The sequence below is a fragment of the Gemmatimonadota bacterium genome (genome assembly GCA_022560615.1).
Classification (GTDB): Bacteria; Gemmatimonadota; Gemmatimonadetes; order Longimicrobiales; family Gaopeijiaceae; genus UBA1138.
Window position 1 is genome coordinate 20628 of the sequence record JADFSR010000035.1, and the last position, 24441, is coordinate 45068.

At 65.3% G+C, this 24441-nt stretch carries 18 protein-coding genes; 9 read left to right on the forward strand and 9 right to left on the reverse strand.

From position 1 onward, the window contains the following. Window positions 1-6 precede the first annotated feature (6 nt). Together IIB36_16065 and IIB36_16070 are read left to right on the forward strand one after the other, a co-directional pair. Entirely contained in the window at window positions 7-1467 is a 1461-nt protein-coding gene (locus tag IIB36_16065; protein MCH7533252.1) for an LptF/LptG family permease, read from the forward strand. Then, window positions 1464-2534, forward strand: coding sequence for an LptF/LptG family permease (locus IIB36_16070; GenBank protein MCH7533253.1), 1071 nt, complete (start codon window positions 1464-1466; stop codon window positions 2532-2534). Before IIB36_16065 ends, IIB36_16070 begins: the two co-directional genes overlap by 4 nt. A 32-nt stretch (window positions 2535-2566) precedes the next feature. Here the strand turns inward: IIB36_16070 and dapF are convergent, their stop codons facing one another. Continuing rightward, window positions 2567-3469, reverse strand: coding sequence for a diaminopimelate epimerase (gene dapF, locus IIB36_16075; GenBank protein ID MCH7533254.1), 903 nt, complete (start codon window positions 3467-3469; stop codon window positions 2567-2569). A 217-nt stretch (window positions 3470-3686) separates the two neighbouring features. Here dapF and metH point away from each other — a divergent pair, with 217 nt between their 5' ends. Together metH and IIB36_16085 are read left to right on the forward strand one after the other, a co-directional pair. Next, window positions 3687-7412: a methionine synthase gene (gene metH / locus IIB36_16080; protein MCH7533255.1), complete on the forward strand. Its 3726-nt coding sequence runs from the start codon at window positions 3687-3689 to the stop codon at window positions 7410-7412. A 44-nt stretch (window positions 7413-7456) separates the two neighbouring features. After that, entirely contained in the window at window positions 7457-9256 is a 1800-nt protein-coding gene (locus IIB36_16085) for a bifunctional homocysteine S-methyltransferase/methylenetetrahydrofolate reductase (protein MCH7533256.1), read from the forward strand. Between the two features lie 30 nt (window positions 9257-9286). Here the strand turns inward: IIB36_16085 and IIB36_16090 are convergent, their stop codons facing one another. Continuing rightward, window positions 9287-10150: a hypothetical protein gene (locus IIB36_16090; protein ID MCH7533257.1), complete on the reverse strand. Its 864-nt coding sequence runs from the start codon at window positions 10148-10150 to the stop codon at window positions 9287-9289. After that, window positions 10147-11481, reverse strand: a complete 1335-nt coding sequence (locus IIB36_16095; GenBank protein ID MCH7533258.1) for an aminopeptidase P N-terminal domain-containing protein — start codon at window positions 11479-11481, stop codon at window positions 10147-10149. Before IIB36_16095 ends, IIB36_16090 begins: the two co-directional genes overlap by 4 nt. A 111-nt stretch (window positions 11482-11592) precedes the next feature. On the opposite strand from IIB36_16095, the gene IIB36_16100 reads away from it, so the two are divergent. Further along, complete coding sequence (locus IIB36_16100; protein MCH7533259.1) at window positions 11593-13299, forward strand: carboxypeptidase regulatory-like domain-containing protein; 1707 nt, start codon at window positions 11593-11595, stop codon at window positions 13297-13299. A 3-nt stretch (window positions 13300-13302) separates the two neighbouring features. Here the strand turns inward: IIB36_16100 and IIB36_16105 are convergent, their stop codons facing one another. After that, window positions 13303-15486, reverse strand: a complete 2184-nt coding sequence (locus IIB36_16105) for a TonB-dependent receptor (GenBank protein MCH7533260.1) — start codon at window positions 15484-15486, stop codon at window positions 13303-13305. A 373-nt stretch (window positions 15487-15859) separates the two neighbouring features. On the opposite strand from IIB36_16105, the gene IIB36_16110 reads away from it, so the two are divergent. Beyond that, window positions 15860-16393: a hypothetical protein gene (locus tag IIB36_16110; GenBank protein MCH7533261.1), complete on the forward strand. Its 534-nt coding sequence runs from the start codon at window positions 15860-15862 to the stop codon at window positions 16391-16393. A gap of 28 nt (window positions 16394-16421) precedes the next feature. Here the strand turns inward: IIB36_16110 and IIB36_16115 are convergent, their stop codons facing one another. The 3 genes from IIB36_16115 to IIB36_16125 form a co-directional block, all read right to left on the reverse strand. Continuing rightward, window positions 16422-16676, reverse strand: coding sequence for a hypothetical protein (locus IIB36_16115; GenBank protein ID MCH7533262.1), 255 nt, complete (start codon window positions 16674-16676; stop codon window positions 16422-16424). Between the two features lie 304 nt (window positions 16677-16980). After that, the gene (locus tag IIB36_16120) at window positions 16981-18168 is read right to left on the reverse strand and encodes a threonine synthase (GenBank protein ID MCH7533263.1); all 1188 of its coding nucleotides are present in this window, start codon (window positions 18166-18168) and stop codon (window positions 16981-16983) included. After that, window positions 18168-19031, reverse strand: coding sequence for a CPBP family intramembrane metalloprotease (locus IIB36_16125; GenBank protein ID MCH7533264.1), 864 nt, complete (start codon window positions 19029-19031; stop codon window positions 18168-18170). Before IIB36_16125 ends, IIB36_16120 begins: the two co-directional genes overlap by 1 nt. 151 nt (window positions 19032-19182) lie before the next feature. Between IIB36_16125 and IIB36_16130 the strand changes: the two genes are divergently transcribed. From IIB36_16130 to IIB36_16140, 3 genes are read left to right on the forward strand one after another with little or no spacing between them, the layout of a single operon-like run. Beyond that, entirely contained in the window at window positions 19183-19764 is a 582-nt protein-coding gene (locus IIB36_16130) for a sigma-70 family RNA polymerase sigma factor (protein MCH7533265.1), read from the forward strand. Further along, window positions 19752-20426 (forward strand): hypothetical protein, encoded by a 675-nt coding sequence (locus IIB36_16135; GenBank protein MCH7533266.1) that lies wholly within the window; start codon window positions 19752-19754, stop codon window positions 20424-20426. Before IIB36_16130 ends, IIB36_16135 begins: the two co-directional genes overlap by 13 nt. Next, window positions 20426-21733, forward strand: a complete 1308-nt coding sequence (locus IIB36_16140) for a PDZ domain-containing protein (GenBank protein ID MCH7533267.1) — start codon at window positions 20426-20428, stop codon at window positions 21731-21733. Before IIB36_16135 ends, IIB36_16140 begins: the two co-directional genes overlap by 1 nt. Here IIB36_16140 and IIB36_16145 read toward each other — a convergent pair whose 3' ends face one another. Continuing rightward, window positions 21734-22948, reverse strand: coding sequence for an ABC transporter permease (locus IIB36_16145; protein MCH7533268.1), 1215 nt, complete (start codon window positions 22946-22948; stop codon window positions 21734-21736). It abuts the gene before it with no gap. Between the two features lie 10 nt (window positions 22949-22958). Continuing rightward, the coding region (locus IIB36_16150; protein ID MCH7533269.1) for an efflux RND transporter periplasmic adaptor subunit at window positions 22959-24441 on the reverse strand (1483 nt) is incomplete at its 5' end.

Below are 24441 nucleotides of genomic sequence, written 5' to 3' on the forward strand. Positions count from 1 at the left end.
GCTTCGATGGGCATGGGAGTCCTTACCAGATACCTGATCAGGGTCCACGTCGGCCCCTTCCTGTTCGCCCTCTCGACGCTGACTGCGCTCCTTTTCCTCAACGCAGTCGCACAACGAATCGAGGGGCTCCTGGGCAAAGGGCTCCCGTGGCAGGTGGTTGTTGAGTTTCTGGCCCTCTCCTTACCTCATACGATCGCGTTGTCCCTCCCGATGTCGGTGCTCGTGGCGGTGCTCTACGCATTCAGCGACATGACGTCGTCAAACGAGATCACCGCAATGTCCGCCGGAGGCATTCGCCCGGCGCGCCTCCTCGTACCTCTCGTGGGCATGGGCGCCCTCATGACAGGCGTCATGTTGTACTTCAACGACGTCGTGCTGCCCGAATCCAACCATCGGTTAAAGAACCTCATGGTGGACATCGCTCGCAAGAGCCCGACGCTTGAGTTGCGAGAGCAGATCGTAAACGAGATCCCCATCGAATCGGGGCTCGACAGGTACTTTTTGATCGCGACGCGCATCGACCCCGTTGAGAGTACGCTGGAAGAAGTCACGATTTTCGACGGGAATAATCCGATCCGCCGGCGCACGACGTACGCCGCGCGCGGCGAGATGGTCTTCAATGAGGAGAAGACGGATCTCTACCTGACGCTCTACGACGGCGTCGTGCACGAGGTGCAGAGCGACCGCGTAGGGGGCTTCCAACGCCTCTACTTCGAGAAGCAGATCATCCCGCTGCGCGGTGTCGGGAACGAATTGGTGCGGCGCTTCGGTGGTACCGACCGCTCGGACCGCGAGATGGGCTTCGCTCTGCTCGCCGAGAACGCCAGGGCGAGAGAGATCGAGCTAGACTCAGTGCGGAGCGAGAGTCAGGCCGCGACCTTGGAGGCCGTGAGGCTGGCGCTGGGGCGGCCCACGAGCGACGACTCGGCCGCGGTCGCGAAGCTGCGGGCTGGGCGCGTGCGCGGACTGGTGGCGGTCACCGGGGACGGTGAAACGCTGCTTTCCCGGGACGCGGTCACCCAGGGCGCTGTGATCTCCAGCCGCACACGCGCAATCCGGGCAGCGTCGCTGAGACAGACCGCTTACCGTTACAGGGTCGAGATCCACAAGAAGCTCGCGATCGCCTTCGCGTGCATCGTCTTCACGTTGATCGGCCCGCCCCTCGCGATGCGCTTCCCGCGGGGTGGAGTCGGCATGGTCGTGCTGGCATCGAGCATGATCTTCAGCATCTACTGGACCGGACTCATCGGCGGCGAGATCCTCGCGGACCGCCGCATCGCGGGCCCCGCAGTCACGATGTGGATGGCGAACGTGGTCTTCTTCATCGTCGGCATCGTCTTGGTCAGCCGTATGGGACGCGCGGGCTCTACGATCCGTGGCGGCGGCATGCTCGACGACCTCTTGAGCAACGCGGGCGACAGCCTTGCGCGCCTCCTGGGAGGCCGGAGAGAAGGAGTGGCCCCGTGATCCGGATTCTCGACCGGCTCGTTGCCGGGACCTTCCTGCGCCACTTCCTGGTCTTCGTGTTCGCCGGCCCCCCGCTCCTCGTCATCGGCCACATCACGGAGAACATGGACGACTTCATCGATCGCGGCCTGAGCGTCGCCGAGGTCGCGGAGGCGTACGTGTTCATGATGCCGATGTTCATCAAATGGTCATTCCCGTTCGCTGCCCTGATCGCGGCGGTCTTCACGGTCCACGGAATGACGACCCACCGTGAGCTCGTCGCGGCCAAAGCCGGGGGCATTTCGTTTCATCGCATCATTGTGCCCATCGTGGTGATGGGCGTGCTGCTCACCGGTGTGGCGCTCGCGCTCACCGAGCTCGAGCCGCGCGGCAACCGCATCGCCGCGGCGATCCTACGAAACGAGGATCCGCGGCGCTCTTGGCGCACCGACTTCGTCTACCGCTCCGAGAGCGGTCTGACATGGCAGATCGGTCGACTCACTGCCGGCGACGGGCGCATGACGGGGGTAGTGATCGAGCGTCCACCCAAGGACGGTTCGACCGGACTGCACATACTCGCGGAGTCTGCGGTCTGGGACTCAATACAAGGATGGAGGTTGCAGCGAGGTTATCTGCGCACGCTCACGGCCGATTCGGCGGAGCAGTCCATCCAGTTCAATCGCCTCGTCATGCGGGACATGGTCGAGAGACCGGACGAGCTGTTGGAAGCTCCGCGTGAGCCGGACGAGATGACCTACGCTGAGATCGGTCACCTCGCGGGCATCCTCGAGCGCACGGGGGGCAATGCCGCGGAACTGCTGGTAAAACGTGAGCAGAAGCTGTCGCTCGCGGTCGCAACGCTCGTCGTGCTCTTGTTCGGTGCGCCGCTGGCGACGAGCAACCAGCGGGGTGGGACAGCCTACGGGATAGGCATCTCGCTCGGGACCGTGATCGTCTACATCCTGATGCTCAAGATCTCCGGGGCGGTCGGTGAGGCGGGAGCCATCTCGCCGCTCATGGCGGCGTGGCTCCCCAACTTCGTCTTTTTTGGGGCGGCTCTGGTACTCCTGGCGCGAGTACGCACCTGACCGAAGGGTGCTCCCTGATCGGTGATCGCAGCTTAGTAGCTTACAGGCGCCGCGAATCTCGAGACCCACCCTGCCGCTAGTTCGCCGCTCAGCACTTCCTCGACCGGCCCGCGCAAGACGGTGTGGTACTCGGAGCTCACCGATACCACCAGCGAGCCGCCGGGCATCTCCACCGTGACGTCACCCGCCTCCACGAGCCCTTCAGCCACCGCCGCGACCGCAACCGCGCACGCGCTCGTGCCCGAAGCACTGGTGCGCCCTACGCCCCGCTCCCAGATGAGCGCTCGGACGTGGCCGGGACCGAGCGGCGTCGCGAGCTGTACGTTCGCTCCGTCGCTCAGAGCGGGGTGGGATACCAGGAAGGGGCCGAGACTCTCGAGCAGCTCTTCGGTGAGGTCGGGCACGAGGGTGACTAGGTGTGGATTGCCCACCGAGACCGGGACGACGTGGAGCGGCAGGCCATCCGGACCGGTGAGCCCCCCCTGCGCCTCGAGCGCGGTCGCCTCCAGACCGACGGCTTCGGGCCCGACGCGACACCGCCCCATGTCGACTGAGACATCGTATGTGGCTCCCCGAACCCCGTGGACGGTCATCTCGATCTGAGCCCCACCGACCTCGACCGTGAAGGGCGCCTCGCCCACGAGGCCCTCCCGCGCGAGGTACGACGCCATGATCCGCAGTCCGTTCCCGCTGCGCTCGAACTCGCTGCCGTCGGGGTTGAACATGCGCAACCGAATTCCGTCGAGATCGTGGTCCGCGAGAAGCACCACGACCCCGTCTGAACCGACACCCCGGTGCCGATCGCACACGGCCTCGACCGCCTCGGGAGTCGCCGCCCAAGCCGAACCCTCCCGGAAGACCAGGTAGTCGTTCCCTAAACCGTGTGCCTTGTAGAACGAAGTGCCGAGACTGGGTCGGGGAGGCCAGCGTTTCATGAGTCGTTTCGTTTGGTGTCGGGTGGCTTGGCTCGCGCGCCCCGTCAACTTGGCGCTCCCGGTGACCGACGCTAGTTTCCTGTGAGTAGATTTTGGGGCGATTTGAGGAATATTGCGGCCCGCGGGATTCGTCCACGGTGATGAGCCCGCGAACGAGCTAAAAGACCAACGCCCCGTCGCGCACTGTCGCGAGGGGCCTTTTTTTGTCGAGGGATCAATGGCGTCATCCGCGGGTCGGGCCCGTTTGATTCGGGAAGAGTTGCAGCGCAGGATCCTCGTCCTCGACGGCGCCATGGGCACCATGATCCAGCATCACGATCTGAGCGAAGAGGACTTCCGCGGTCAGCGCTTCACCGACACCGACTCCGACCTTTTCGGAGCCAATGACATCCTGTGCCTTTCGCAGCCCGATTTGATTCGCGGGATCCATGTGGAGTACCTGGAGGCGGGCGCAGACCTGATCGAGACCAATACGTTCAGCGCCAATCGGATCTCACTCGCGGACTACGGGCTGCAAGAGATCGCACGTGAGCTCAATCGCGCGGCCGCCCGTCTCGCGCGCGACGCCGCGGACGACATCGAGGCGCGCGATCCCTCCCGCACGTGCTGGGTCGCTGGCGCGCTCGGCCCCACCAACCGCACGGCATCCATCTCGCCCGACGTGGGTGATCCCGGCGCGCGCAACGTCACCTTCGATGAGCTCGTGCGCGCGTTCCAGGAACAGGCGCATGGCCTGCTCGAAGGCGGAGTCGACATCCTTCTCATCGAGACTGCGTTCGACACGCTGAACGCAAAAGCGGCGCTGTACGCGCTCTCTCTGGTGCTCGCCGAAGCGGGGGTCGATACGCCGGTGATGATGTCCGGGACGATCACCGACCAGAGCGGGCGCACGCTCTCCGGCCAGACGCCCGAGGCGTTCTACAACGCGATCGTACACGGCGTGCACCCGGGACCGGGTCGCGAGAGCGGGCTACTCAGTGTAGGGCTCAACTGCGCGCTCGGAATCGACCAGCTGCGACCGCACCTGGAAGAGCTGTCCGACGTAGCTCGGCTTCCCATCAGCTGCTATCCCAATGCAGGGCTTCCGAACGAGTTCGGCGAATACGACGACACTCCGGAGCACATGGCGAGCGTGACGTCGGACTTCGTGGACGCGGGATTCCTGAACATCGTGGGCGGCTGCTGCGGGACGACCCCAGACCACATCAGGGCGATCGCAGATATCGTCGCGGGGCGGGCGCCGCGCACCGTCCCCGAGCCGCCTCGACGTACGCGGCTGTCCGGTCTCGAGCCGCTGACGATCGGTCCTGACTCGCTGTTCGTGAACGTCGGCGAACGCACCAACGTCTCGGGCTCCAAGCGCTTCGCAAGCCTCATCGAGGAAGGTGACTACGAGGCCGCGGTCGAGGTCGCCCGTCAGCAGGTGCAGGGCGGAGCCCAGATCATCGATGTGAACATGGACGAGGGGCTGCTCGACGGAGTCGCCGCGATGCCGCGCTTCCTCAACCTCCTCGCGTCCGAGCCGGAGATCGCGCGCATCCCGGTGATGGTCGACTCCTCCGACTGGGACGTGATCGAGGCCGGCCTCAAGACGCTTCAGGGCAAGGGCGTCGTGAATTCGATCTCGCTGAAGGACGGCGAGGACACGTTCCGCGAGCGAGCGCGCCTCGTGCGCCGGTACGGCGCCGCAGCAGTCGTGATGGCGTTCGACGAAGAGGGCCAGGCGGACACCCTTGAGCGCAAAGTCGAGATCTGTGAGCGCGTCTACAGGATCCTCGTAGACGAAGAGGGCTTCCTTCCCGAGGATATCATCTTCGACGCCAACGTCTTCGCCGTGGCAACCGGAATGGAAGAGCACGACGAATACGCGATCCGGTTCATCGAGGCGGTACGGCAAATCAAACAATCGTGTCCGCACGCGCTGACGAGCGGCGGCATCAGCAACGTTTCGTTCTCCTTTCGGGGCAGCCCAGAGGTGAGAGAGGCGATGCACACGGCCTTCCTCTACCACGCGATCGCCGCAGGGCTCGACATGGGCATCGTGAACGCGGGTGCCTTGCCGGTCTACGATGAGATTCCAGCAGAGCTGCTCGAGCCCGTGGAGGATGTGCTCTTCGCGCGATCTCCAGACGCCACCGAAACCCTCACTCAAATCGCTCTGAACCGGTCCGGCACCACGGAACGCCGCACCGAGGAGGACCTGACGTGGCGGACGCTCGACGTTCATGAGCGGCTGAAGCACGCGCTCGTGCAGGGCATCGACAAGTTCGTCGAGGAGGACGCGGAAGCAGCGCGCCAGGAGCTTCCGCTGGCGCTCCACGTCATCGAGGGCCCGCTCATGGATGGAATGAATGTCGTCGGCGACCTCTTCGGCAGCGGACGCATGTTCTTGCCACAGGTCGTGAAGAGCGCGCGAGTGATGAAGAAGGCGGTGGCGTACCTGACTCCGTTCCTGGAAGCGGAGAAGTCGGGCGCGACCGACAAGGGCACCGTGCTGCTCGCCACGGTGAAAGGTGACGTGCACGACATCGGCAAGAGCATCGTGGGCGTCGTGCTTCAGTGTAACGGCTACTCGGTGATCGACCTCGGGGTCATGGTGCCCGCCGAGCGCATCCTGGAAACCGCGCGCGCGCAGAAGGTCGACGTGATCGGCCTGTCCGGGCTGATCACACCGTCGCTTGTCCAGATGGTGCACGTCGCCAAGGAGATGCAGAGGACGGGCTTCGACACGCCGCTCCTGATCGGGGGCGCGACGACATCAAAGGCGCACACCGCTGTGAAGATCGAGCGCAACTACGACGGCGCGACCGTGCACGTGCTGGACGCCTCCCGAGCGGTCGGGGTCGTGTCCGCGCTGCTCGATGAAGAGCGTCGAGACGGCTACATCGCCGAGGTGCGAGCTGGTTATGAGTCCGAGCGCGAGCGGCGTGCGCAGCGCACCGCTCGAACAGAGTTGCTGTCGATCGCGGTGGCCCGCGAGCGCGCCGAGAAGCTGGATTGGTCCTCGTACGACCCGCCAGCACCGTTGCGGCAAGGGGTTCATGTCTTCGACGTGGAGATCGCGGAACTGCGGCCATACATCGATTGGACGCCCTTCTTCCAGGCCTGGGAGTTGGCAGGCAAATATCCGGCGATCCTCGACGACGAGATCGTCGGCGAACAGGCTCAGAGCCTATGGGCCGATGCCGGGGCGCTCCTGGACCGTCTCGTAACCGATGGTCGGGTGCGCGCGCGCGCCGTCGTGGGCTTCTTCCCTGCCAACGCGATCGGCGACGACGTCGAGCTGTACACATCAGCTGACCGCACAGAACGCCTCACCGTGCTCCACCATCTTCGTCAACAGTTCGCGAAGGGTGGGAGGGCGAACCGCTGTTTGGCGGATTTCGTCGCTCCGGCTGACGCCGGCAAACCCGACTGGGTCGGTGGCTTCGCGGTTACGGCCGGCATTGGCGTAGAGGAGATGGCGCGCGAGCTGGAGGACGCCAACGACGACTACAGCGCGATTCTGGTGAAGTCGGTCGCGGACCGGCTCGCGGAGGCACTCGCCGAGCTCATGCACGAACGCGTCCGCCGCGAACTGTGGGGGTACACTCCGGAAGAACAGTTGTCGAACGACGCGCTCGTCCGGGAGACGTACCGAGGGATCCGGCCGGCCCCCGGTTACCCCGCGTGTCCGGACCATACCGAGAAGCGCACACTCTTCGAGCTGCTGGACGTCGAGAAGTCGCTCGGCATCGAGCTCACAGAGAGCTTCGCGATGACCCCGACGGCATCCGTGAGCGGTTGGTACCTGTCGCATCCCGACGCGGTGTACTTCGGCGTGGGCCGCATCGCGCGCGATCAAGTCGAGGATTACGCCAGGCGAAAAGGGTGGACCATGGAAGAAGCGGAGCTCTGGTTGTCGCCCAATCTCGGTTACGATCCGGAAGGAGACACACCGTGAGAGCATTGATCGAGGACGACCTCGTTCACGTATTCGATGGCGCGATGGGTACGCTGCTCTACGGCCGAGGTGTGTTCGTCAACGTTTGCTACGACGAGCTCAACAGGCGCCGACCCGAGCTCGTGCGTCAGATCCACGACGAGTATGTCGCGGCCGGCGCCGAGATTCTCGAGACGAACACGTTCGGCGCCAACCCGGTGAAGCTGTCGTCGTATGGGTTGGCCGAGCAAACCGAAGAGATCAACCGGGTAGCCGCCGAGCTGGCGCGAGCCGCTGCGGGCGACCGCGCTAGCGTCGCAGGCGCCATCGGCCCGCTCGGCATTCGCATCGAGCCATGGGGCCCGACCGCGCGGGACGAGGCGGTCAACTTCTTCAGAAGACAGGTGAACGGGCTTCTCGAGGGGGAGGTCGATGGATTCGTGCTCGAGACGTTCTCAGACATGAGCGAGATCGGATGCGCGGTCGCGGCCGTGCGAGGACTGAGCGACCTGCCGATCATAGCCCAGATGACCGTGGGGCCGGGCGGCAAGACCGCTTATGGAAACGACGCGACGCTGATCGCCCGTGAACTGACCGAGCTTGGAGTCGACGTCGTCGGCCTCAACTGTTCGGTCGGCCCAGCGGTCATGCTCGATGCCATCGAGGAGATGGCAGAGGTGACCAACTTGCCGCTGATCGCTCAGCCCAACGCCGGCCTGCCCCGCACCGTGCGAGATCGGAAGATGTATCTCGCCAGCCCCGAATACATGGCGCAATATGCGAAGCGCATGATCGATGCCGGCGCGCGCTTCGTAGGGGGGTGCTGCGGCACGACCCCGGACCACGTGAAGCAGATCCGGATCGCGGTAGCTTCGGTGCAACCGAAGAGCGTCGTCGTCGCCGAGCCCGTGGCGGCAGCAGGCGTCGAGGCAGCCCGAGAACCGGTACCGCTCGATGTTCGCTCCGCATGGGGCCGCAAGCTGGCTCGGGGAGAGCCGGTGGTGTCGGTGGAGATCATTCCTCCGCGCGGTTGGGACCGAGTCGCGCTCATCGAGCCCGCCCGGCGCTTGAAGGTCGCGGGGGTCGACACGCTGGCGATCGTGGACAATCCGAGATCGGTCAGCCGAATGGGCGCTCTCTCTGCCGCGCTGATCGTCGAACACGAGGTCGGCATCGAATCGCTGGTTCACTACACCTGTAGGGACCGCAACATGCTCGGCATGATCTCGGACCTCCTGGGAGCCGCCGCCGCGGGTATTCGAAACGTTCTCGTGGTCAGTGGCGAACCGCTGCTGCAGGGTCCCTACCCGGACGCGACTGCTGTCTTCGACATCGACTCCATCGGGCTGACCAACGTCATGAACGGTCTGAACCGCGGCATCGATCCGGGCGGCAACTCGATCGGGACACCCACAGAGTTCGTGCACGGCGTCGCGGCCAACCCCGGCGCGGTCGATCAAGAGCGCGAAGTCGAACGCTATCGGTACAAGGTCGAGGCCGGGGCCGACTTCGCCGTCACGCAACCGATCTTCGACCCGCAGGCACTCGAGCGCTTCCTCGAGCGCGTGGGAAGCGGAAGCATCCCGGTCATCGCGGGGATTTGGCCTTTCCTGAACCTCCGCAACGCCGAGTTTCTCGCGTGCGAGGTGCCGGGCGTGGTAGTACCCGACGAGATCGTCGAGCGCATGCGCAGCGCCCAGGAAAGCGGTTCTGACGCCGCCCTCGAGGAAGGCGTGCTCATCGCTCTCGAGATGATCGAAGCGGTGCGGCCGCACGTGCAAGGATTCCACCTCAGCGCCCCGAGCCGGCGCGTCGACGTAGCGCTGCGCGTGCTTCGTGAGGCAGGCGTCAGCGCGACCGCTTGATGCCTGTGTAGCCCTGGGGAGCTGCTAAAGCTAAACCTGATCCAAGATCCTGCGGAGACGACGGCCCGCGCCGCGGTTCCCCAGGTTGCTGACGTAGACCTTCTCGGCCCCGACGCGTCGCAGCGCGCGAATCGTACGCGCGCAGATCTCCTCAGCGGAAGCGCTCTCGAATTCGCGCGTCACCTCTTCGGCCGGGACCGGGAAGAAGCCTCCGAGGACCTCTAGAGTCTTTGCGTTGGCACTGCGGTAGAAGAAGACCCCGAATACCGTGGGCACCGTCGCCCCGACCGCGTGCATGCGTTCCAGAAAGCGCTCGACCCCCTGGAGGCTGTGATGCGAAACGACCTGCGTCAGAGCGAAGTCCGCGTGGGCGTCGTCCGCCGCCAGGAACGCAACCTGCTCCTCGGCGTCGCGGTGCGGGTTCGCCCACCCTCCCAGGACCAGGTCAGGGAGTCGCCCGCGCAGGAGCTCGCGGAGGTCGCGTCCGTGAGGCACGCAACGCGGCACACCGACCGACTCGTCGCCTCCGAGGACCGTGAGCGCATCGAATCCGTCGGATTTCGCGCGCGATGCGAACATCATGCAGTAGTCGAGCGTGTGCTTCGCGGTCAGAATCGGGATGATGCGGCGCAGGTCGACGTCGTCACCCGCGTTCGCGCCGACGTGCGCGAGATTCTCCTCTTCGGCCGCCCCCACCGCGTTGTCAGTGAGGAAGACGAAGAGGTCGTCGCTGGTCAGCCGGCCGAGTGAGTGGTGCAGGTCGATCCAAGCGCCCATGCCGTCTTCGGCCTCTAGATCCGACCGCGGGGGCCGTAACTCCACGGCCACGAGCGGACCGGGCTGGTGCAGACGCTCGAGCAGAAGGGCGTGACGTCCGGCAGCGGGTGTCGTCAACGGGCGCCTACCAGAGCCTCGACCTCGTCCTCGGCCGTGGGTAGCGACGCGGTCAGCACCTCGCAGCCCTCGTCGGTGACGAGCACGTCATCCTCGATGCGCACGCCGATGCCCGAGAACCGAGGAGCGGATTCTTCGCAGACACCCGGACGGAAGTAGAGACCAGGCTCTATCGTGAAGACCATGCCCGGTTCGAGCACCCTCGACTCACCCGCTACCACGTAGTCCGCGGGATCGTGCAGGTCGAGCCCGAGCCAGTGAGACGTCTGATGCGGAAAGAACGGTCGGTACGTAGCCTCGCTGAGCAGCTCCTCCGTGGAGCCCGAGAGCACACCGAGCCCCACCAACCCGTCGACGATCCTACGAGCCGCAGCGTCGTGAACCGAGGCGATCGTGACCCCCGGGGCAACCTGCTCCACCGCCGCCCGGCGCGCGGCTTCGACGATTCGATAGACGTCGCGTTGCGTGTCTGAGAAGCCACCGCCAGCCGGATACGTGCGCGTGACGTCTCCGTTGTACAGCGCCACCTCGGCTCCGGCGTCGATCAAGACCAGCGCACCATCGGCGATGGTGTCTCGGTTCTCCACGTAGTGGAGGATACATGCGTTGGCGCCGGACCCGACGATCGTCGCGAAGCCCGGTCCCATGGCCCCCGCGGCCCTGAACCCAGCGTCTACCGCAGCCTCCACGACCCACTCCCCCACCCCGGCCGCGATGGCAGCAGCGCCCGACCGGTGACCCTCGGCGCTGATGCGTGCCGCGGCTCGGATCGCCTCGATCTCCTCGGCATCCTTCCGCAAACGCAACGCATCCAGGATCTCACCGGGATCGACCAGCCCGCGGGGTCCGGTGCCCCGTCGCATGCCGCTGGCGCGCGCCTGCTCCAGGGCTCGGCGAACGAAGTCGTCCGCTCGGTCGCCCGCCCCCAGACGATAGTGGATGCGATCACCCGCTTGCAGCAGACCCGGCAGTCTGTCCTCCATCTCCGACACCGAGTAGCATTCGTCGGCGCCGAATCGCTCCGCCGCGGCATCGGGCCCGAGCCGCGGACCTGCCCACCGCTCCTCCTTCGCATCGCGCGGGCGGACGAAGAGAACGAAGCGTGGATCGTCCCCACCCACGAGCACAAGGAGGGTTCCCGGCTCCGTCGTCCCGGTGACGTAGTACAGCTCACTGTCAGGGCGATACCTGTACTCGGTATCTCTCGAGCGGTACCGCTGCGGGGCGGACGGCAAGATCATGACTGCGGAGCCCAGTCGGCTCAGAACGGCCTCACGTCTGCGCCGGCAGGTCTCGACCGAAGGGCCGTCCAGAGTCGGGAGTTGGCTCATGGCGGCAAACTAGCGGCCGCCACCGGGCATCGGCACCCCAGCAGCCCGTGGTAGAAGTACCACCGGCTGCTAGGGCAAGCGGCAAGCTCGCTCACGACTTATGATTTACGCGTGCGAATTCCATGCCTTGGGGTGACGTGCCTGCTCGCGCTCGCGGGTCACGCCGCAGCGCAGACCGTGCGAGGTGTCGTAGCGGAGGACGGCGCCGGGACCCCTCTCACCGGCGCGATGGTCGTTCTCTTCGACGTCGACGGCGAGGTGGTCGACCGAGTGCTCACCGACGCCACCGGCGGGTTCATCACGCAGGCGGACCACCCCGGCCGCTACTACGTCCGCGTCGACCGGATCGGGTACTCGAGCCTGACGACGGATCCGTTCGACGTACCGGTGCGCGGCACGTTCCGGCGCATCGATGTACCGATCCGTCCCATCCGGCTTCGCGGGCTCGACGTGTCCGGCTCACCACGGTGCGAAGTCCGGCCCGAGGAGGGGCGCGTCACCGCCCGAGTGTGGGCCGAGACACGAAAGGCGCTGGAAGCCGCCGCGTGGACCCAGTCGACGGGGATCTACCGCTATACGCTGCTGCATTTCATTCGGGACCTCGACCGAAGCGGAGATGACATCCTGGACGAGCAGCGGTCCTTTAGTCGGGGCTCGACGAACGCCCCGTTCGTCAGCCTGCCCGCTGGGGAGCTCGTAGCCAAGGGCTTCGTTCAAGAGGATCCCGACTCCGGCACCATCTACCACGCTCCGGATGCCGAGGCGTTCCTGAGTGACGCTTTCCTCGACACGCATTGCATGGGAGTGCGTCGCGGTGATGCCGGCTCGATCGGTCTGGTGTTCGAGCCGATCGAGGGCCGGACGCTCCCGGACATCAAGGGCGTCTTGTGGCTCGACGAGGAAACCGCCGAGCTGGACCGACTGGAGTTTTCATACGTGAATGTCTCCCCGGGCAGGGAGATCGGTGAGCCGGGCGGGCACGTGGCCTTCACGCGACTGCCCAACGGGACTTGGATCGTGCGTGAGTGGTGGATCCGCATGCCGATCATGGCGGTCGACGCGTACGGCCGGCTGCGTCGGCGCGGGTACAGGGAGGAGGGCGGCGTCGCGTGGCGGGTCACCGAGCGTTCGGGCGAGATCGTGCTGGAATCGTCCACCGCAACGATTTCGGGTTCCGTACAAGACTCCATCCGGGTGGGACCGGCCCTATCGGTTACCGTTCGCGTGCTGGATACGGGCGAGGAAGGGGACATCAAGCCCGACGGGTCGTTTTTGCTGCCTGGACTCGCAGGCGGCCTGCACAAGCTCGTGGTTCGGCACCCACTGCTCGACACGCTCGGCTTGCCGGCCCCGGTCACGGAAGTCGAGAGCGTGCTCGGTCAGATGACTCACGTCAGCCTACGTGTGCCGACGCTCGCGGACGCTTTGAGAGAGGTGTGCGGCGGAGAGCCTCGGCCGCCTCAGACGGCGCCCCTGTTCGGCCGGGTGACCGACGCGGCGGGTCGGCCCCAGGCCAACATCGAGGTAAAGCTGGCGTGGCTGAAAACCGCCGACTACAAGCCGCCCTTGCTCGCGGTGCCCCGGGGCCTTGGCGGAGAGGTCGCGCGGGAGTGGACACTCGGATCAGAAGAAAACCGGACGACGGTTGAGACGATGACCGATTCGCGCGGCATCTTCGTGCTTTGTGATGTCCCCCATGGATCGCGCCTGCGTCTGGACGTCGCGCGGTCGGATGGAGCCGGCGCATCGAGGCGCCCGCTTGTGCGAAGGGGTGCCGAAGTTGCGATCGTCACGGTGACGATCGAGGACGGCAGGTAGAGCCTAGTCGCGGCCTCCCCAGGATGCTCGGAAGCCGACCTGGAACGACAGATCGGGTCCAGGCTCGAAGAATCGGCTACCGAACGCGTTCACCGCCACGGAAGCGATGTAGTCCTTGTCCAACGCGTTCGTCAGCGCGACCCAGGGGGAGAGGTTCATGTTGCCCAAGGTGATCTCGTCGAGCCCAGCCCTGAGGTCCACCAGGAAGTAGGAGGGTGTCGTCGTCGTATTCCGATCGTTCACCGGCACTTCATCCATATACGTCCCGGCGATCTCCGCCCACACCCGACCCGGGCTGAAGCGCAGGACAGCCTGGCCTCGGTTCGGAGACACACCGGGAACCTGGTTGCCGCTCAGGTCGTCCCCACCCAACTCATATTGCTCGAATTGAGCGTCTATGTGCGCGTAGCTCACATCTCCCCGGACGACCCCGTCACTGGACGCAACAGACAGTGTCGCCTCCAGACCGCGATGCCGCGACTCGCCCGAGTTTCGGAAGAAGCTCACGTCGTCGAGACCCTCTACCTCGAAACGGACGAGCTCATTTCGGAGATTCGTCTGGTATCCGGTCACTTCGAAGACGGCGTTCGACCCCATGCTACCACGGATCCCCAATTCGTAGGACTCTCCTCTCATCGGATCGAGGTCCGGGTTGAAGCCACCGGCGGCGTTCGGTTGATTCGAGAGTTCGCTCGTCGTCGGAGTTTCGAACACCGTGCCGAACGAGGCGAACAGGTTGACGGACGGCCCCGCCGGTACGCTGATCCCGATCGAAGGACTCACCGCATCCATCGTCCGCGTGCCCGAGTCGTCGGGGTTCTCCGGGGTCACAGGTACGCGGTCGTCGGCTGTGAAGTCGTGGTTGTCATACCTCAGGCCCGCTAGAACGATCGCTCCGCCCACCAACTTCAGCGTTCCCTGAAGGAAGACGCTCGCACTCCGCACATCCTCAGCTTGATCGAGGAAGGGAGCGGCTCCCGCCGCAGGCTGACCCGTCCCAAACCCCCTTGCGATCTCCGATCGATCGTCGTTCTGCAAGTTGTAGTCGAATCCACCTTGCCAGTTGAAGTCCGCAGAGCCGGCCGAAACGGTACTGCCCAACTGGGCGCGAAAGCCCCCTCCCTTCCTCGAGAGATCGATGACGTCGAAGGGGATCGGATTGTTGATGGTCCTGTGCACGCCGTATGCCGAGAAGTCCGCCTGAAGCGCATCTCCCAGAGGGCCTGCCCAGCGCACACCAGCCTGCTGCTGCTGCAGTGTCTTTCCGGTTCTGAATCTGAGATATAGGTCGTTGATCTGACGGTAGACATCGCTTTCGAAGTCATCCGTCTTCGATCCCGCGTTCTCGGCGTCCAGATCCAATACGTTGGCGGTCAGCGACAGCTCGCCTCCCGCAAGCGGCGTCGTGACTCGCGCGTTGAACCCGAGCCGGTCCGACCCTCCGTAGTTCGTGCCGAGCGTATCGATGCGGGGCGATCCCGCAGCGATCGTCCGATAGCCGTCCCACCTCTGGGCTGACACGGTCACGAGGTAACCGGTGTTCTCCACCGTCCCGGACGCGGTCAACTGTCCGCGCCACAACCCGTCACTGCCCGTCACGCCCATGACTTCTGTTTCGAACGGGATCGTCGCGGGATCCCGGGTCGTAAAAGAAAGCACCCCGCCCGCAGCGTTTCCGAACAGCGCCGACGCTGGCCCTCGGAGGGCCTCGACTCGCGCCAGCGAGCCGATATCCAAATGATCGAGGCTGCTCTGTCCATCGGGGAGCGTCGCTGGGATCCCGTCGACGATCACCCTAATCCCTCGGAGTCCGAACTGGGCTCGGGCTCCGAACCCGCGAATCGCCACGCGCTCTCCTACGGCCGGGTTGAAGCGGTTCTGTACCTGGACACCGGGCAACAGCTGGAGCGCGTCCCCCAAGAAGAAGCCACTTCGTCCGCGCTGGAGATCCCTCCCCCTCAACGCCGAGACGGAGAGCGGCGCCGCGTTTTGCAAGATGGGAGTCCTGAGAACCCGGACCTCGATCGGTGCCAGCGGAATCGTGTCACTCGCTTGCTGCAGCAAGGGAGCGGGTACCGCGGCCGCTGCGAAAAGGCCGCTCGGTTGCGACAGAACAACCGTAGCAACGAGGGTCATCAAGGCGAGGGGTCCCAGATTTCCGGGGCTCCTGGTCTTTTCGCGGGACATAACGCCTCCTGAAAGGGTGGGCTTCTTGGTGCCCACGGAGCGTAGAAGAGAGCAGCCCGCAGCGTCGGTGTCCAGGCAGAATCGCTACGCCCCCAAACCCCTCGACTAGCGCCCCCTGCACAGCCCCCGGCCTCTTGGCGGACTACAGGTATCGGTACACGACCACCCGGACCGAGCGGCACCGTTCGGACCGCGTCCGGCGGGACGATTTCGAGGACAGCTGCCGGAAGTCGCTTGGAGAGCATCGGCGGTGCGTCGGGAGGGGCGCCGACAGACACCAGCACGGCCAAGAGACGTTGGCGAAACCGGCCGGACGCAGGAGGCGAGACCGCCCGTGGACCCGTCCCGACCTCCTGTCTATACTCCGGCTCCCATGACCCAACTCCCCACGTCTTTCCCCACCACGATGCGGCATTTCGCCCTTCTCACAGCGCTGATCTCGGCCTCGGCGTACGTCCCTTCGGCGGCGCGCTGTCAGAGCTCGACGGACGACGATGGCATCCGTATAGGCATCAGTGTTGGCGGCGTGAGCACGGTGGGTCTGTTGCTCGAGTACTTCGACGGCAACCGCAGCCTCGACCTGACCGTGGGCACGTGGGCCTTCCGTGACCTGAGTCTCTCGCTCGTGGTGAAGCAATACTTTGGGGCCAACGCCGTGAGACCCTTCGTGGGCGCGGGCCTGTGGGTGGTCGCGGCCAAGCCGTCGGACGAGAGACTCGGCCTCGCAGCCGTGCTGAGAGCGCCCGTGGGTGTCGACTGGAACGTGGCCGGCGCACACTCGCTCGGCGCGAGCATCAACGTCAGCCGAGCGCTTTGGGTTCGGCGCACCGACCCCGAAGACGACCGGCCACTCAACCGCAGGTGGGTCCCGCTCCCCGGCATCTACTACCGGTTCGAGCCGCGCTGAAGACTAGGCACATGCAACTGCGCCACGCTCACCATTCCTCAGGTTCGTCCCAGCTCTCGGACCAGAACTTTCGCTCTTCCTCATCGATCTCTCTGATGTCGAGCGGCTCATCTTCATCGGCGGTCAGGGTCCCCGTAATCAGGATCGCATCGAGGGCCTCGTCGTCGACCACCGGGATTCGAGGGCGCAGGTGCTCACGCAAGCGTAGCCGGAGACTGATGCCAGCCGCGAAGGCCAGCAGAACCAGTCCGGTCCAGAAGACGAGCCAGAAGAGTGCGACCATTAGAAGGCTGTTGAAGAGGTACAGCGGGCCGCGTTGGGGATGCCACGGCCCCAGGTCCTAGGCGGGGCGACGACGCCATAGCCGTCGCTACGGCTAGGAGCCCCAACGACGGAGATGGGGCCGTGCCACCCCAACCCACAGACCTGTGTGTTCAAATCTGCCATGGCGTTGGGCGCATGGCGGTTACGCGGTTGATCCATCGTCTCTCCTCGTCGCCGTAGCTCGGCTACGACTCCTCGTCGTTCCTTGCCTGAACGCGCGCAAGCGCCACGCGCGCGGCCCACTGTACTTCTTCAACAGCCTTCTAATCGATCGGCTCCATACCCACGTACTTGAGACCGCTTCCCGTATTGAAGAGCACGACCTCGTCGTCTGCAGAGATCAAGCCCTTCTCCATCAGCATGGGGACTGCGGCTGCCGTCGCGCCACCCTCCGGCGCCGCGAAGATGCCGGTGTCCGTCCCGATGTGTCGGACCCACTCTGCCATCACATGGTCCGCGACGGCAACCGCTCCACCACCAGACTCCCGGAGAGCCCGCAGGATGAGGAAGTCCCCCACTGCACCGGGCACACGCAGCCCCGAAGCGTACGTCGCGGCTCCCTGCCACGTCTCGGCGCTCTCGCGACCGGCCTCCCACGCCCGTACCATCGGCGCACAGCCGGCGGCCTGCACGGTGAACATCTTGGGTCGCTCGGAGCCGATCCACCCCAAGCGCTCCATTTCGTCGAATGCCTTCCACATCCCGATCAAACCGGTCCCACCGCCGGTCGGGTAGACGATCGAGTCGGGAAGTCGCCCGCCCAGCTGCTCGTGAAGTTCGTAGCCCATGGTCTTTTTGCCCTCCACGCGATACGGCTCCTTGAGCGTGGAGAGGTCGAACCATCCGTGCTGCTCGACACCTTGCTTCACGACTCGGCCGCAGTCACTGATGAGGCCATCGAGTAGCTGAACGTCCGCGCCGAACGCCGTCATCTCTTCGAGGATCGGCCTCGGCGTGTCCGTGGGAACGACAACGTGCACGGGGAGACCGGCGGCGGCTCCGTACGCCGCGGCAGCACTGCCAGCGTTGCCCGCAGAGGGAAGCGCGAGCTCCTTCGCGCCCAGCTCGAGGGCTCGCGAAACCGCGAGGCAGAGGCCCCGATCTTTGAAGCTCCCGGTCGGGTTCTGACCCTCGTCCTTGATCCAGACCTTGCTGACTCCGAGACGTGACGCGGTGCGTGGGGCGTCGATGAGCGGCGTCCAACCCTCCCCCAGCTTCACCTGGGCGGAACGATCCCGAACAGGAAGAACCTCTTCGTAGCGCCAGAGGCTAGCCTCACGCCCAGCGACAGCGTCCGGCGTGAACCGGTCGGCGATGGCGTCCAGGTCGTACCGTGCGAAGAGCGGTTTGCCCGCAGCCGACAACCCGATCAACTGCTCGCTCTCGACGACTTCGCCGGAGCCCGTGCACTCGAGGTGGGTGGCGCCGGGAAGGGGCGTCTGCTCCGACATCAGCTCTCTCTCTCGTTTCGTGTTGCATAGGTGGATTCCGCGCCTTCAGCACGCAGCACGCGGACCCCCAGCGTCAGTGCGATCGCCGCGAACGGAACAAGCCAGAGCGGAGGGGGAGCCTCGGGATCCGACAGGAGCTCCCTCGACATCGGCATGGAAGCGAGTACGACGATCGACGCGTTGTTGACGAGGTGCATGAGCACACCAGTCCAGATCGAGGCGGTGCGCCACACAGCCCATGCAATGACGATACCCAACGAGGCAGTCGGGAGGAACCGGATCACGGTCTGAAACGACAGGTGGAACGCGCCGAACATGGCGCCGTTGAGCAGCACGAACCGCCATGGATCGAGCGCGCGCGTACCTCCGAGAAGCACGCCCCGAAAGACGATCTCCTCACAGAACGCGGGCGTCACGGCGAGAAGGAGTAGAAGCCACGCCAGTCGCCCCGCGCTGTCCGCAGTGACGAGCTCTTCGAGACCCTCGAGAGTCTCCCAAGGGATAGGCAGGAAGAACGTCTGGAGCCACCCGACAAACCACGCGGCCGGGGTCGCCCCCGCGATGAGCAGCAAGGCTCCCAGTGCGCCCCGCCGAGTGGGGCGGCCGAGCGATAGCGTGCGACCGAGGTCGAAGCCCCCCAAGTAGACGAAGAGTAGCGCCGGCACGAAGAGCAGAAGCCACTCCGCGGCGAGCAGGCCGCTCTCGCCTAGCATGATCTGAAGACGAACGCCCAGGAACAGGAAGAGAAGCGCCACGAAGGCGACGAATCCCAACGCCTGTCCCGGGCGTGGGACTCCGCGGGTGGGGCCGTGCGCCGGCATGCGCACGCCGTACCGCCTTGCAAGGTCGCGGAAGCGAGTCATCGATTCAGACTAGGCGTTTGAACGTCGGACGCGCCAGCGGCATCGTTCGTGAAGTGTACATTCACCATGGAGTGTACATCCGCGTGGGGCCTACGACATCTACACACGTAGAAGCAACCCTGTGCGGGATACGGCGCATCGAAGCGAAGGAATGAAAGAGATCTCTGCGGGACCTTCTGAGAGTCAGTTGATCCGGCTGGCCGCAGCTGGTGACGCCCGAGCGATCCGGACGCTGTACGACCGGTATTCGCCAAGGGTCTATGCCGTGGTGCGCCGAATCGCCGGCGACGATGATCTGGCTCAAGACTATGCGCAGGAGGCCTGGATCCGAGCGATCCGGGCCTTACCGACGTTCAGAGGTGACGCGCGCTTCTCGACGTGGCTGCACCGGATCGCGGTGAACGCGGCGCTGCAGGCACTCCGGAAGTCGGAGACCAGAAAGAAGCGGGAAGGACCGGTACCCGACCAGGTACCGGTAGCGCCCCGCGGAGGCGATGCACTGTTGCAACAGCGGCTCGAGCGAGCTCTAGACGAGCTGCCGCATGGAATGAGACGCGTTCTTATCCTCCACGATGTGGAGGGCTATACACATGAGGAGATCGGAGACACGCTGGGCGTGACCTCCGGCACATCGAAGTCACAGCTGTTCAAGGCGCGAGCGAAGATGAGAGAGATGCTCACTGTCTTGCACGGCGCAGCGCAGGAACATGGAGCAGAAGCATGGAGCATCTAAACACTGAGACGCTGGCACGGCTGGTGGATCACGCTCCCCGGCCCGAGGAAGCGGCCCATATCGCCGAGTGCGGGGCATGCTCCGCAGAATTGGAGGCGATGCGCGGTCAGACGGATGCGCTGCGCTCGCTGCCGGAGATCAGGCCTCCTCAGGGGGATTGGCATGGGCTCGAAGCGCGCTTGCGCTCCGAAGGGCTAGTGGAGGACCCCGGACTATTCCGCAAGATGGGCCTCGCTCAGACACCGGCGTGGATGCGAGCCGCCGCCGCGATCATGCTCTTCCTCTCGGGGACCGGCGCAGGCGCGCTGCTCACATCGCAGGGCGCGGCGGAGCCGCTGGGCGAGCTCGCGATGCTCTCCAACGCGGCATTCTTCGCGAATACCACGAGCGTCGAAGAAGGGGCGTCAGCGGTGCGGGTGGCCGAACAGAACTACGTGACAGCGATCACTCGGTATCAACAACTGCTGATCTCACGGTCCGGCATCGAGGCCGGGGTCGATCCGATGAGTCGGTACGCGGCGCTCGAGCACCTGGCCGCTGTCAGTCAGGCGGCGGTCCGACAGGCTCCGGGTGATTTGTTCCTGAACGGGCTGCTCGTCTCGGTGCTCGGTGAGCGTGAGGCCACGGCCCGGTTGGTGGCGAGCCGGGACAACTGGTTCTGATGCTCCTTCGAACGCTGTACCGCCTTGCGGCCGTCGGAGCGCTGATCCTGATGCCCACGTCTGTGCCGGCGCAACGCGCCGACGCGCGCTTCGGGGACGCGTCGCCGGGATGGATCGGAATCTCGATCGCCGTCGTCAGGACCCAGACCACCAGCGATGGCGCGACAGCTACCGTCGTGATCACGGACGTGAACGATCCGAGCCCGGCACGCGCCGCGGGGCTACGAGCCGGAGACGTGCTTCTCCGCATCAACGACATCCGTGACGTGAGGGGCTTCGAGAACGTCGCCAGTCGGCTGTATCTCGATCCCGGTGACCCTGTGCACATCGTGTACGTGAGAGACGGACGACGGCACCAGATCGATCTGAGGGCGGGTGATCGCTTCCGAGCCGAGCCCGCGCCCACGTACACGCTTCGCTTCCAGCCGGACTCCATGGTCGAGACCGCGTTTCGGGCGATGAAGTCGCTCCGCGTGCGGCTCGTGCAAGCCCGTGGCCGCAACGTCCCGCTCGTTGACGTGGCGGTAGACCCCCCGGACCCGGACCCTGTGATCGCCCGCATCAGGGCGCGCGAAGTCATTGTGGGTCGCGTGACCGAGCCCACACGGCCGGACGACCGGTGGCTCTTCCCCGGACTCGGCACAACAGCGCGAAGCTGGGTGACCCAGGAGGTCCAAGCACCGTTCGCGTTCTTCGTCTTTCCCGGCGAGCAGCACGACTCGTTGCAGCGGGAGATGGACGAACTGAACAATTCGTTTCGCGAAGTGCGGGCGCGTGAGGAAGAGCGGCTCCGTGACCTGATGCGCATTTCGGGCACCCTGCGCGGCAACGAATACGACCGGCAGCTCGTGCAGATCCGCGGCGTACTGGAGGACCTATCGCGGCGTTCCTCGGGCCTTCGGAAGGCAATGGAAGAGGCGACCGTTTCCACTGCGAGCAACCGTTACGCGCTGTCCTTCTCGACGGGAAGGGTCCAGGAGAGGGAGAGGGAGCCGAGAGCCGAGTTTCGACCCCTCGCGCCCTACCTACTCGGTCAGAACCGAGCCATAGGCGCTGAAGTGATGGATCTGCGCCCAGAGTTGGCGGCATACTTCCAGGTCGACGGCGGCGTGCTCGTGACCGACGTGCCGAACGAGACGCCTGCGGCGGCAGCGGGGATCAAGCCCGGCGACGTCATCACCCGGATCGATGGCATCGCCGTGCGGTCGGTGCAGGGCCTGCGACTGGCACTGTCCCGGACCGACGCGACGATCCCACTGACGCTGGTTCGCCAGGGGGCGACCAGGACGGTTCTCCTGCGGAGATAGCTACTCGTACCGTAGGGCGTCGATCGGATCCAGCAAAGATGCCCTACGCGCGGGCCAGATGCCGAAGAAGAGCCCGATCGCGGCGCTGAAGCCGAGCGCGACCGCCACCGACTGGGGTGCCACAACCGTCTCCCACTCGGCGATCCTCGTCATCATCTCCGCCGCCCCGTAGCCGACGGCCACCCCCAGGACGCCGCCCAGGACACACAGGAAGAGCGCCTCGACCAGGAATTGGGTCATGATCGCGCGGCGCGTCGCGCCCAGCGCCTTGCGCACACCGATCTCGCGAGTGCGCTCGGTCACCGACACCAGCATGATGTTCATGATGCCGATGCCCCCTACGAGCAGGCTCACTGCCGCGATCCCCGCCAGCAACAGCGTGAACGTCTCGTTCGTCTCGTTGAACGTTGCGAGAAGGTCCGCTGAGTTGCGGATGTTGAAATCCGCCTCCTCGCCGGGGCGAATGCGATGCTCTCGACGCATGACTCGATCGATCTCGCCGTACGCCTTGTCGAGTTCCTCGGTGTGCTGCGTCGCGGCATAGATCGCGTTCAGCCGGTCACGGCCCCCCATCACACGAAACTGTGCCGTGGACTGCGGAATGAATATCTGGTCGTCCGGCCGCACCCAGGCGGCGTCGCCCTTCTCCGCGAGCACCCCGATGACCTCGAAGGGGATGCCCCGAAGCTGAATCGTCTGGCCGATGAGCAACTCGGGAGGAGTCTCGCCGAGACTCGTGGGCAGATTGTGCCCGAGGACGGCGACACGTCGGCGCCCGCGCAGTTCACCCTCGGTGAAGAAGCGCCCGGCGACGAGCTCGTGGTGGTAGATCTCGAAGTACTCCGGCCATACGCCCATCAGCGTGTTGCTGGAGTTCCAACGCAGGTAGGTGACCTGCATCCGCGATTGCAGCTCAGGCGACACCTTCAGGAGCCCGATCGTCGCACTCCTGAGGGCCTCGGCATCTTCGATCTTCAACCGTGCGTCCCCGCGCGAGACACCCCCCCAGAACTGCTGGCCGGGACGGATCGTGAGAACCGTGGTACCCATGCTCTCGATCTGCTGCTGCACGCGCTGCTGCGCTCCCTCACCGAGCGCGACCATGGTGATCACCGCCCCGACACCGATAACGATGCCGAGGGTGGTCAGGACGGAGCGCAGGGCGTTGGCGCGTATCGCGCCCATCGCGACCGCGATGATCTCGAAGACAAGCATGGATCAGCCGCTACCTGCGAGGCCCGCGTCCACCGCCCATGCCGCGTGTCGAACCGCCGAACGGGTTACCCCCGCCCATGCGCTCCCGCATGCGGTCGAGGAACGCCTGCTGTTGGGCCATGAGCTGCGCAGCGCCAACGACGACAAGAACCTCGCCTTCCTCGACGCCGCTCACGATCTCCGTACGGTCCCAGTCGTTGAGGCCGATCTGCACTTGTCGCGGCACCGGCACCGAGTCAGCACCCATTACGAATACGACCGCCGCCCGGGACTGGCGCGGCGGTCCACCCTCTCCACCGGAGCCAGCGAAACCCGCCATCGCACTCTGGATGCGTGCGCGCATCTCATCCTGGGTGATTTCTCCTGCCTCGAGTTGAGCTCGAAGCGCTTGCATTTGAGCGGCGGCAGCTCCGCCTTGACCGCCTCCGCGCTGACCGTCAAAACCAGCGCTCTGTCCGTCGCCCCCGCCCCGCTGACCACGTCCGGCATTCTGACCGCCGCCGCGCTGGGCACCGTCGCCGCCGCGGCCAGCTCCTTGACCTCCCTCACGACCTCTATTGAAGCCACCTCTGCTGAAGCCACCTCTGCCGGAGCCCATGAACGCGGTCAGATCCATGTTTTCCACGTCGAGGCCGAGCGCCATCGCCGCCGGACCGACATCGGTCGTCTTCACGATCGCGTTGTTGGGCACGACGAGAACATTCACAGCCTCATCCACCATCACTTCGACCTCAGCGTTCATGCCCGGCATCAAGAGCCGTCCGCGATTGTCGATGCTCACGATGACCGCGAACATCGTCACGTTCTGCTCGACGGTCGCTTGCGGCTCGATCTTCTGGACCTCGCCCTGGAAGGTGCGATCGGGGAATGCCTCCACCGTTACGTTGGCGACCATCCCGGGTCTCAGCTGACCCATGTCTGTTTCGTCGACCAGCGTGCGCACCTGCATTTCGCCGAGATTCGCCATGAGGAAGAGCGTGGTGCCACCCGACACGTTACCGGAGGCGGACTGAATGACCATGCCCTCTTCGACGTTTTTCTGGATGATCGTGCCCGTCATAGGCGCCGTAATGCGCACGTCCTCGAGTTGGAGCACCGCGAGCTCGTGGTTCGTGCGAGCCTTCACGAGGTTGGCCCTCGAGTTGGCATACTCGACCCGAGCCCCTTCGTGCTCTTGAGCCGTGATGACGTCCCGCTCGAGCAGAAGTGTCGAGCGATCGATCTGGGATTCGGCAATCTCGAGCCGCACCTGCGCCACCTCGAGGTCCGCTTCGGTTTGATCGAAACGGTTCTGCACGTCTCGAGGGTCGATGTCCGCGAGCAGCTGCCCAGGCCGTACCTCGTCGCCAATGTCGGCGTGCAGCCTGAGAATCTCTCCGGACGCTTTCGACTTGACCTCGACCTCGCGGATCGGCTCCACCGTCCCGGTGGCCTCCGCGCTGATCAGGAGATTTGCTCGCACGACCTCAACGGTCTCGAAGCTCGAGACGGCT

What these genes read in the sequence shown, in the direction of transcription:
- metH (MCH7533255.1), top strand. Translation starts at nt 3,687, where the DNA reads ATGGCGTCATCCGCGGGTCGGGCCCGTTTGATTCGGGAAGAGTTGCAG.
- IIB36_16065 (MCH7533252.1), top strand. Translation starts at nt 7, where the DNA reads ATGGGCATGGGAGTCCTTACCAGATACCTGATCAGGGTCCACGTCGGC.
- IIB36_16140 (MCH7533267.1), top strand. Translation starts at nt 20,426, where the DNA reads ATGCTCCTTCGAACGCTGTACCGCCTTGCGGCCGTCGGAGCGCTGATC.
- IIB36_16135 (MCH7533266.1), top strand. Translation starts at nt 19,752, where the DNA reads ATGGAGCATCTAAACACTGAGACGCTGGCACGGCTGGTGGATCACGCT.
- IIB36_16095 (MCH7533258.1), bottom strand. Translation starts at nt 11,481, where the DNA reads ATGAGCCAACTCCCGACTCTGGACGGCCCTTCGGTCGAGACCTGCCGG.
- IIB36_16120 (MCH7533263.1), bottom strand. Translation starts at nt 18,168, where the DNA reads ATGTCGGAGCAGACGCCCCTTCCCGGCGCCACCCACCTCGAGTGCACG.
- IIB36_16110 (MCH7533261.1), top strand. Translation starts at nt 15,860, where the DNA reads ATGACCCAACTCCCCACGTCTTTCCCCACCACGATGCGGCATTTCGCC.
- IIB36_16130 (MCH7533265.1), top strand. Translation starts at nt 19,183, where the DNA reads ATGAAAGAGATCTCTGCGGGACCTTCTGAGAGTCAGTTGATCCGGCTG.
- IIB36_16125 (MCH7533264.1), bottom strand. Translation starts at nt 19,031, where the DNA reads ATGACTCGCTTCCGCGACCTTGCAAGGCGGTACGGCGTGCGCATGCCG.
- IIB36_16145 (MCH7533268.1), bottom strand. Translation starts at nt 22,948, where the DNA reads ATGCTTGTCTTCGAGATCATCGCGGTCGCGATGGGCGCGATACGCGCC.
- IIB36_16105 (MCH7533260.1), bottom strand. Translation starts at nt 15,486, where the DNA reads ATGTCCCGCGAAAAGACCAGGAGCCCCGGAAATCTGGGACCCCTCGCC.
- dapF (MCH7533254.1), bottom strand. Translation starts at nt 3,469, where the DNA reads ATGAAACGCTGGCCTCCCCGACCCAGTCTCGGCACTTCGTTCTACAAG.
- IIB36_16115 (MCH7533262.1), bottom strand. Translation starts at nt 16,676, where the DNA reads ATGGTCGCACTCTTCTGGCTCGTCTTCTGGACCGGACTGGTTCTGCTG.
- IIB36_16085 (MCH7533256.1), top strand. Translation starts at nt 7,457, where the DNA reads ATGGGTACGCTGCTCTACGGCCGAGGTGTGTTCGTCAACGTTTGCTAC.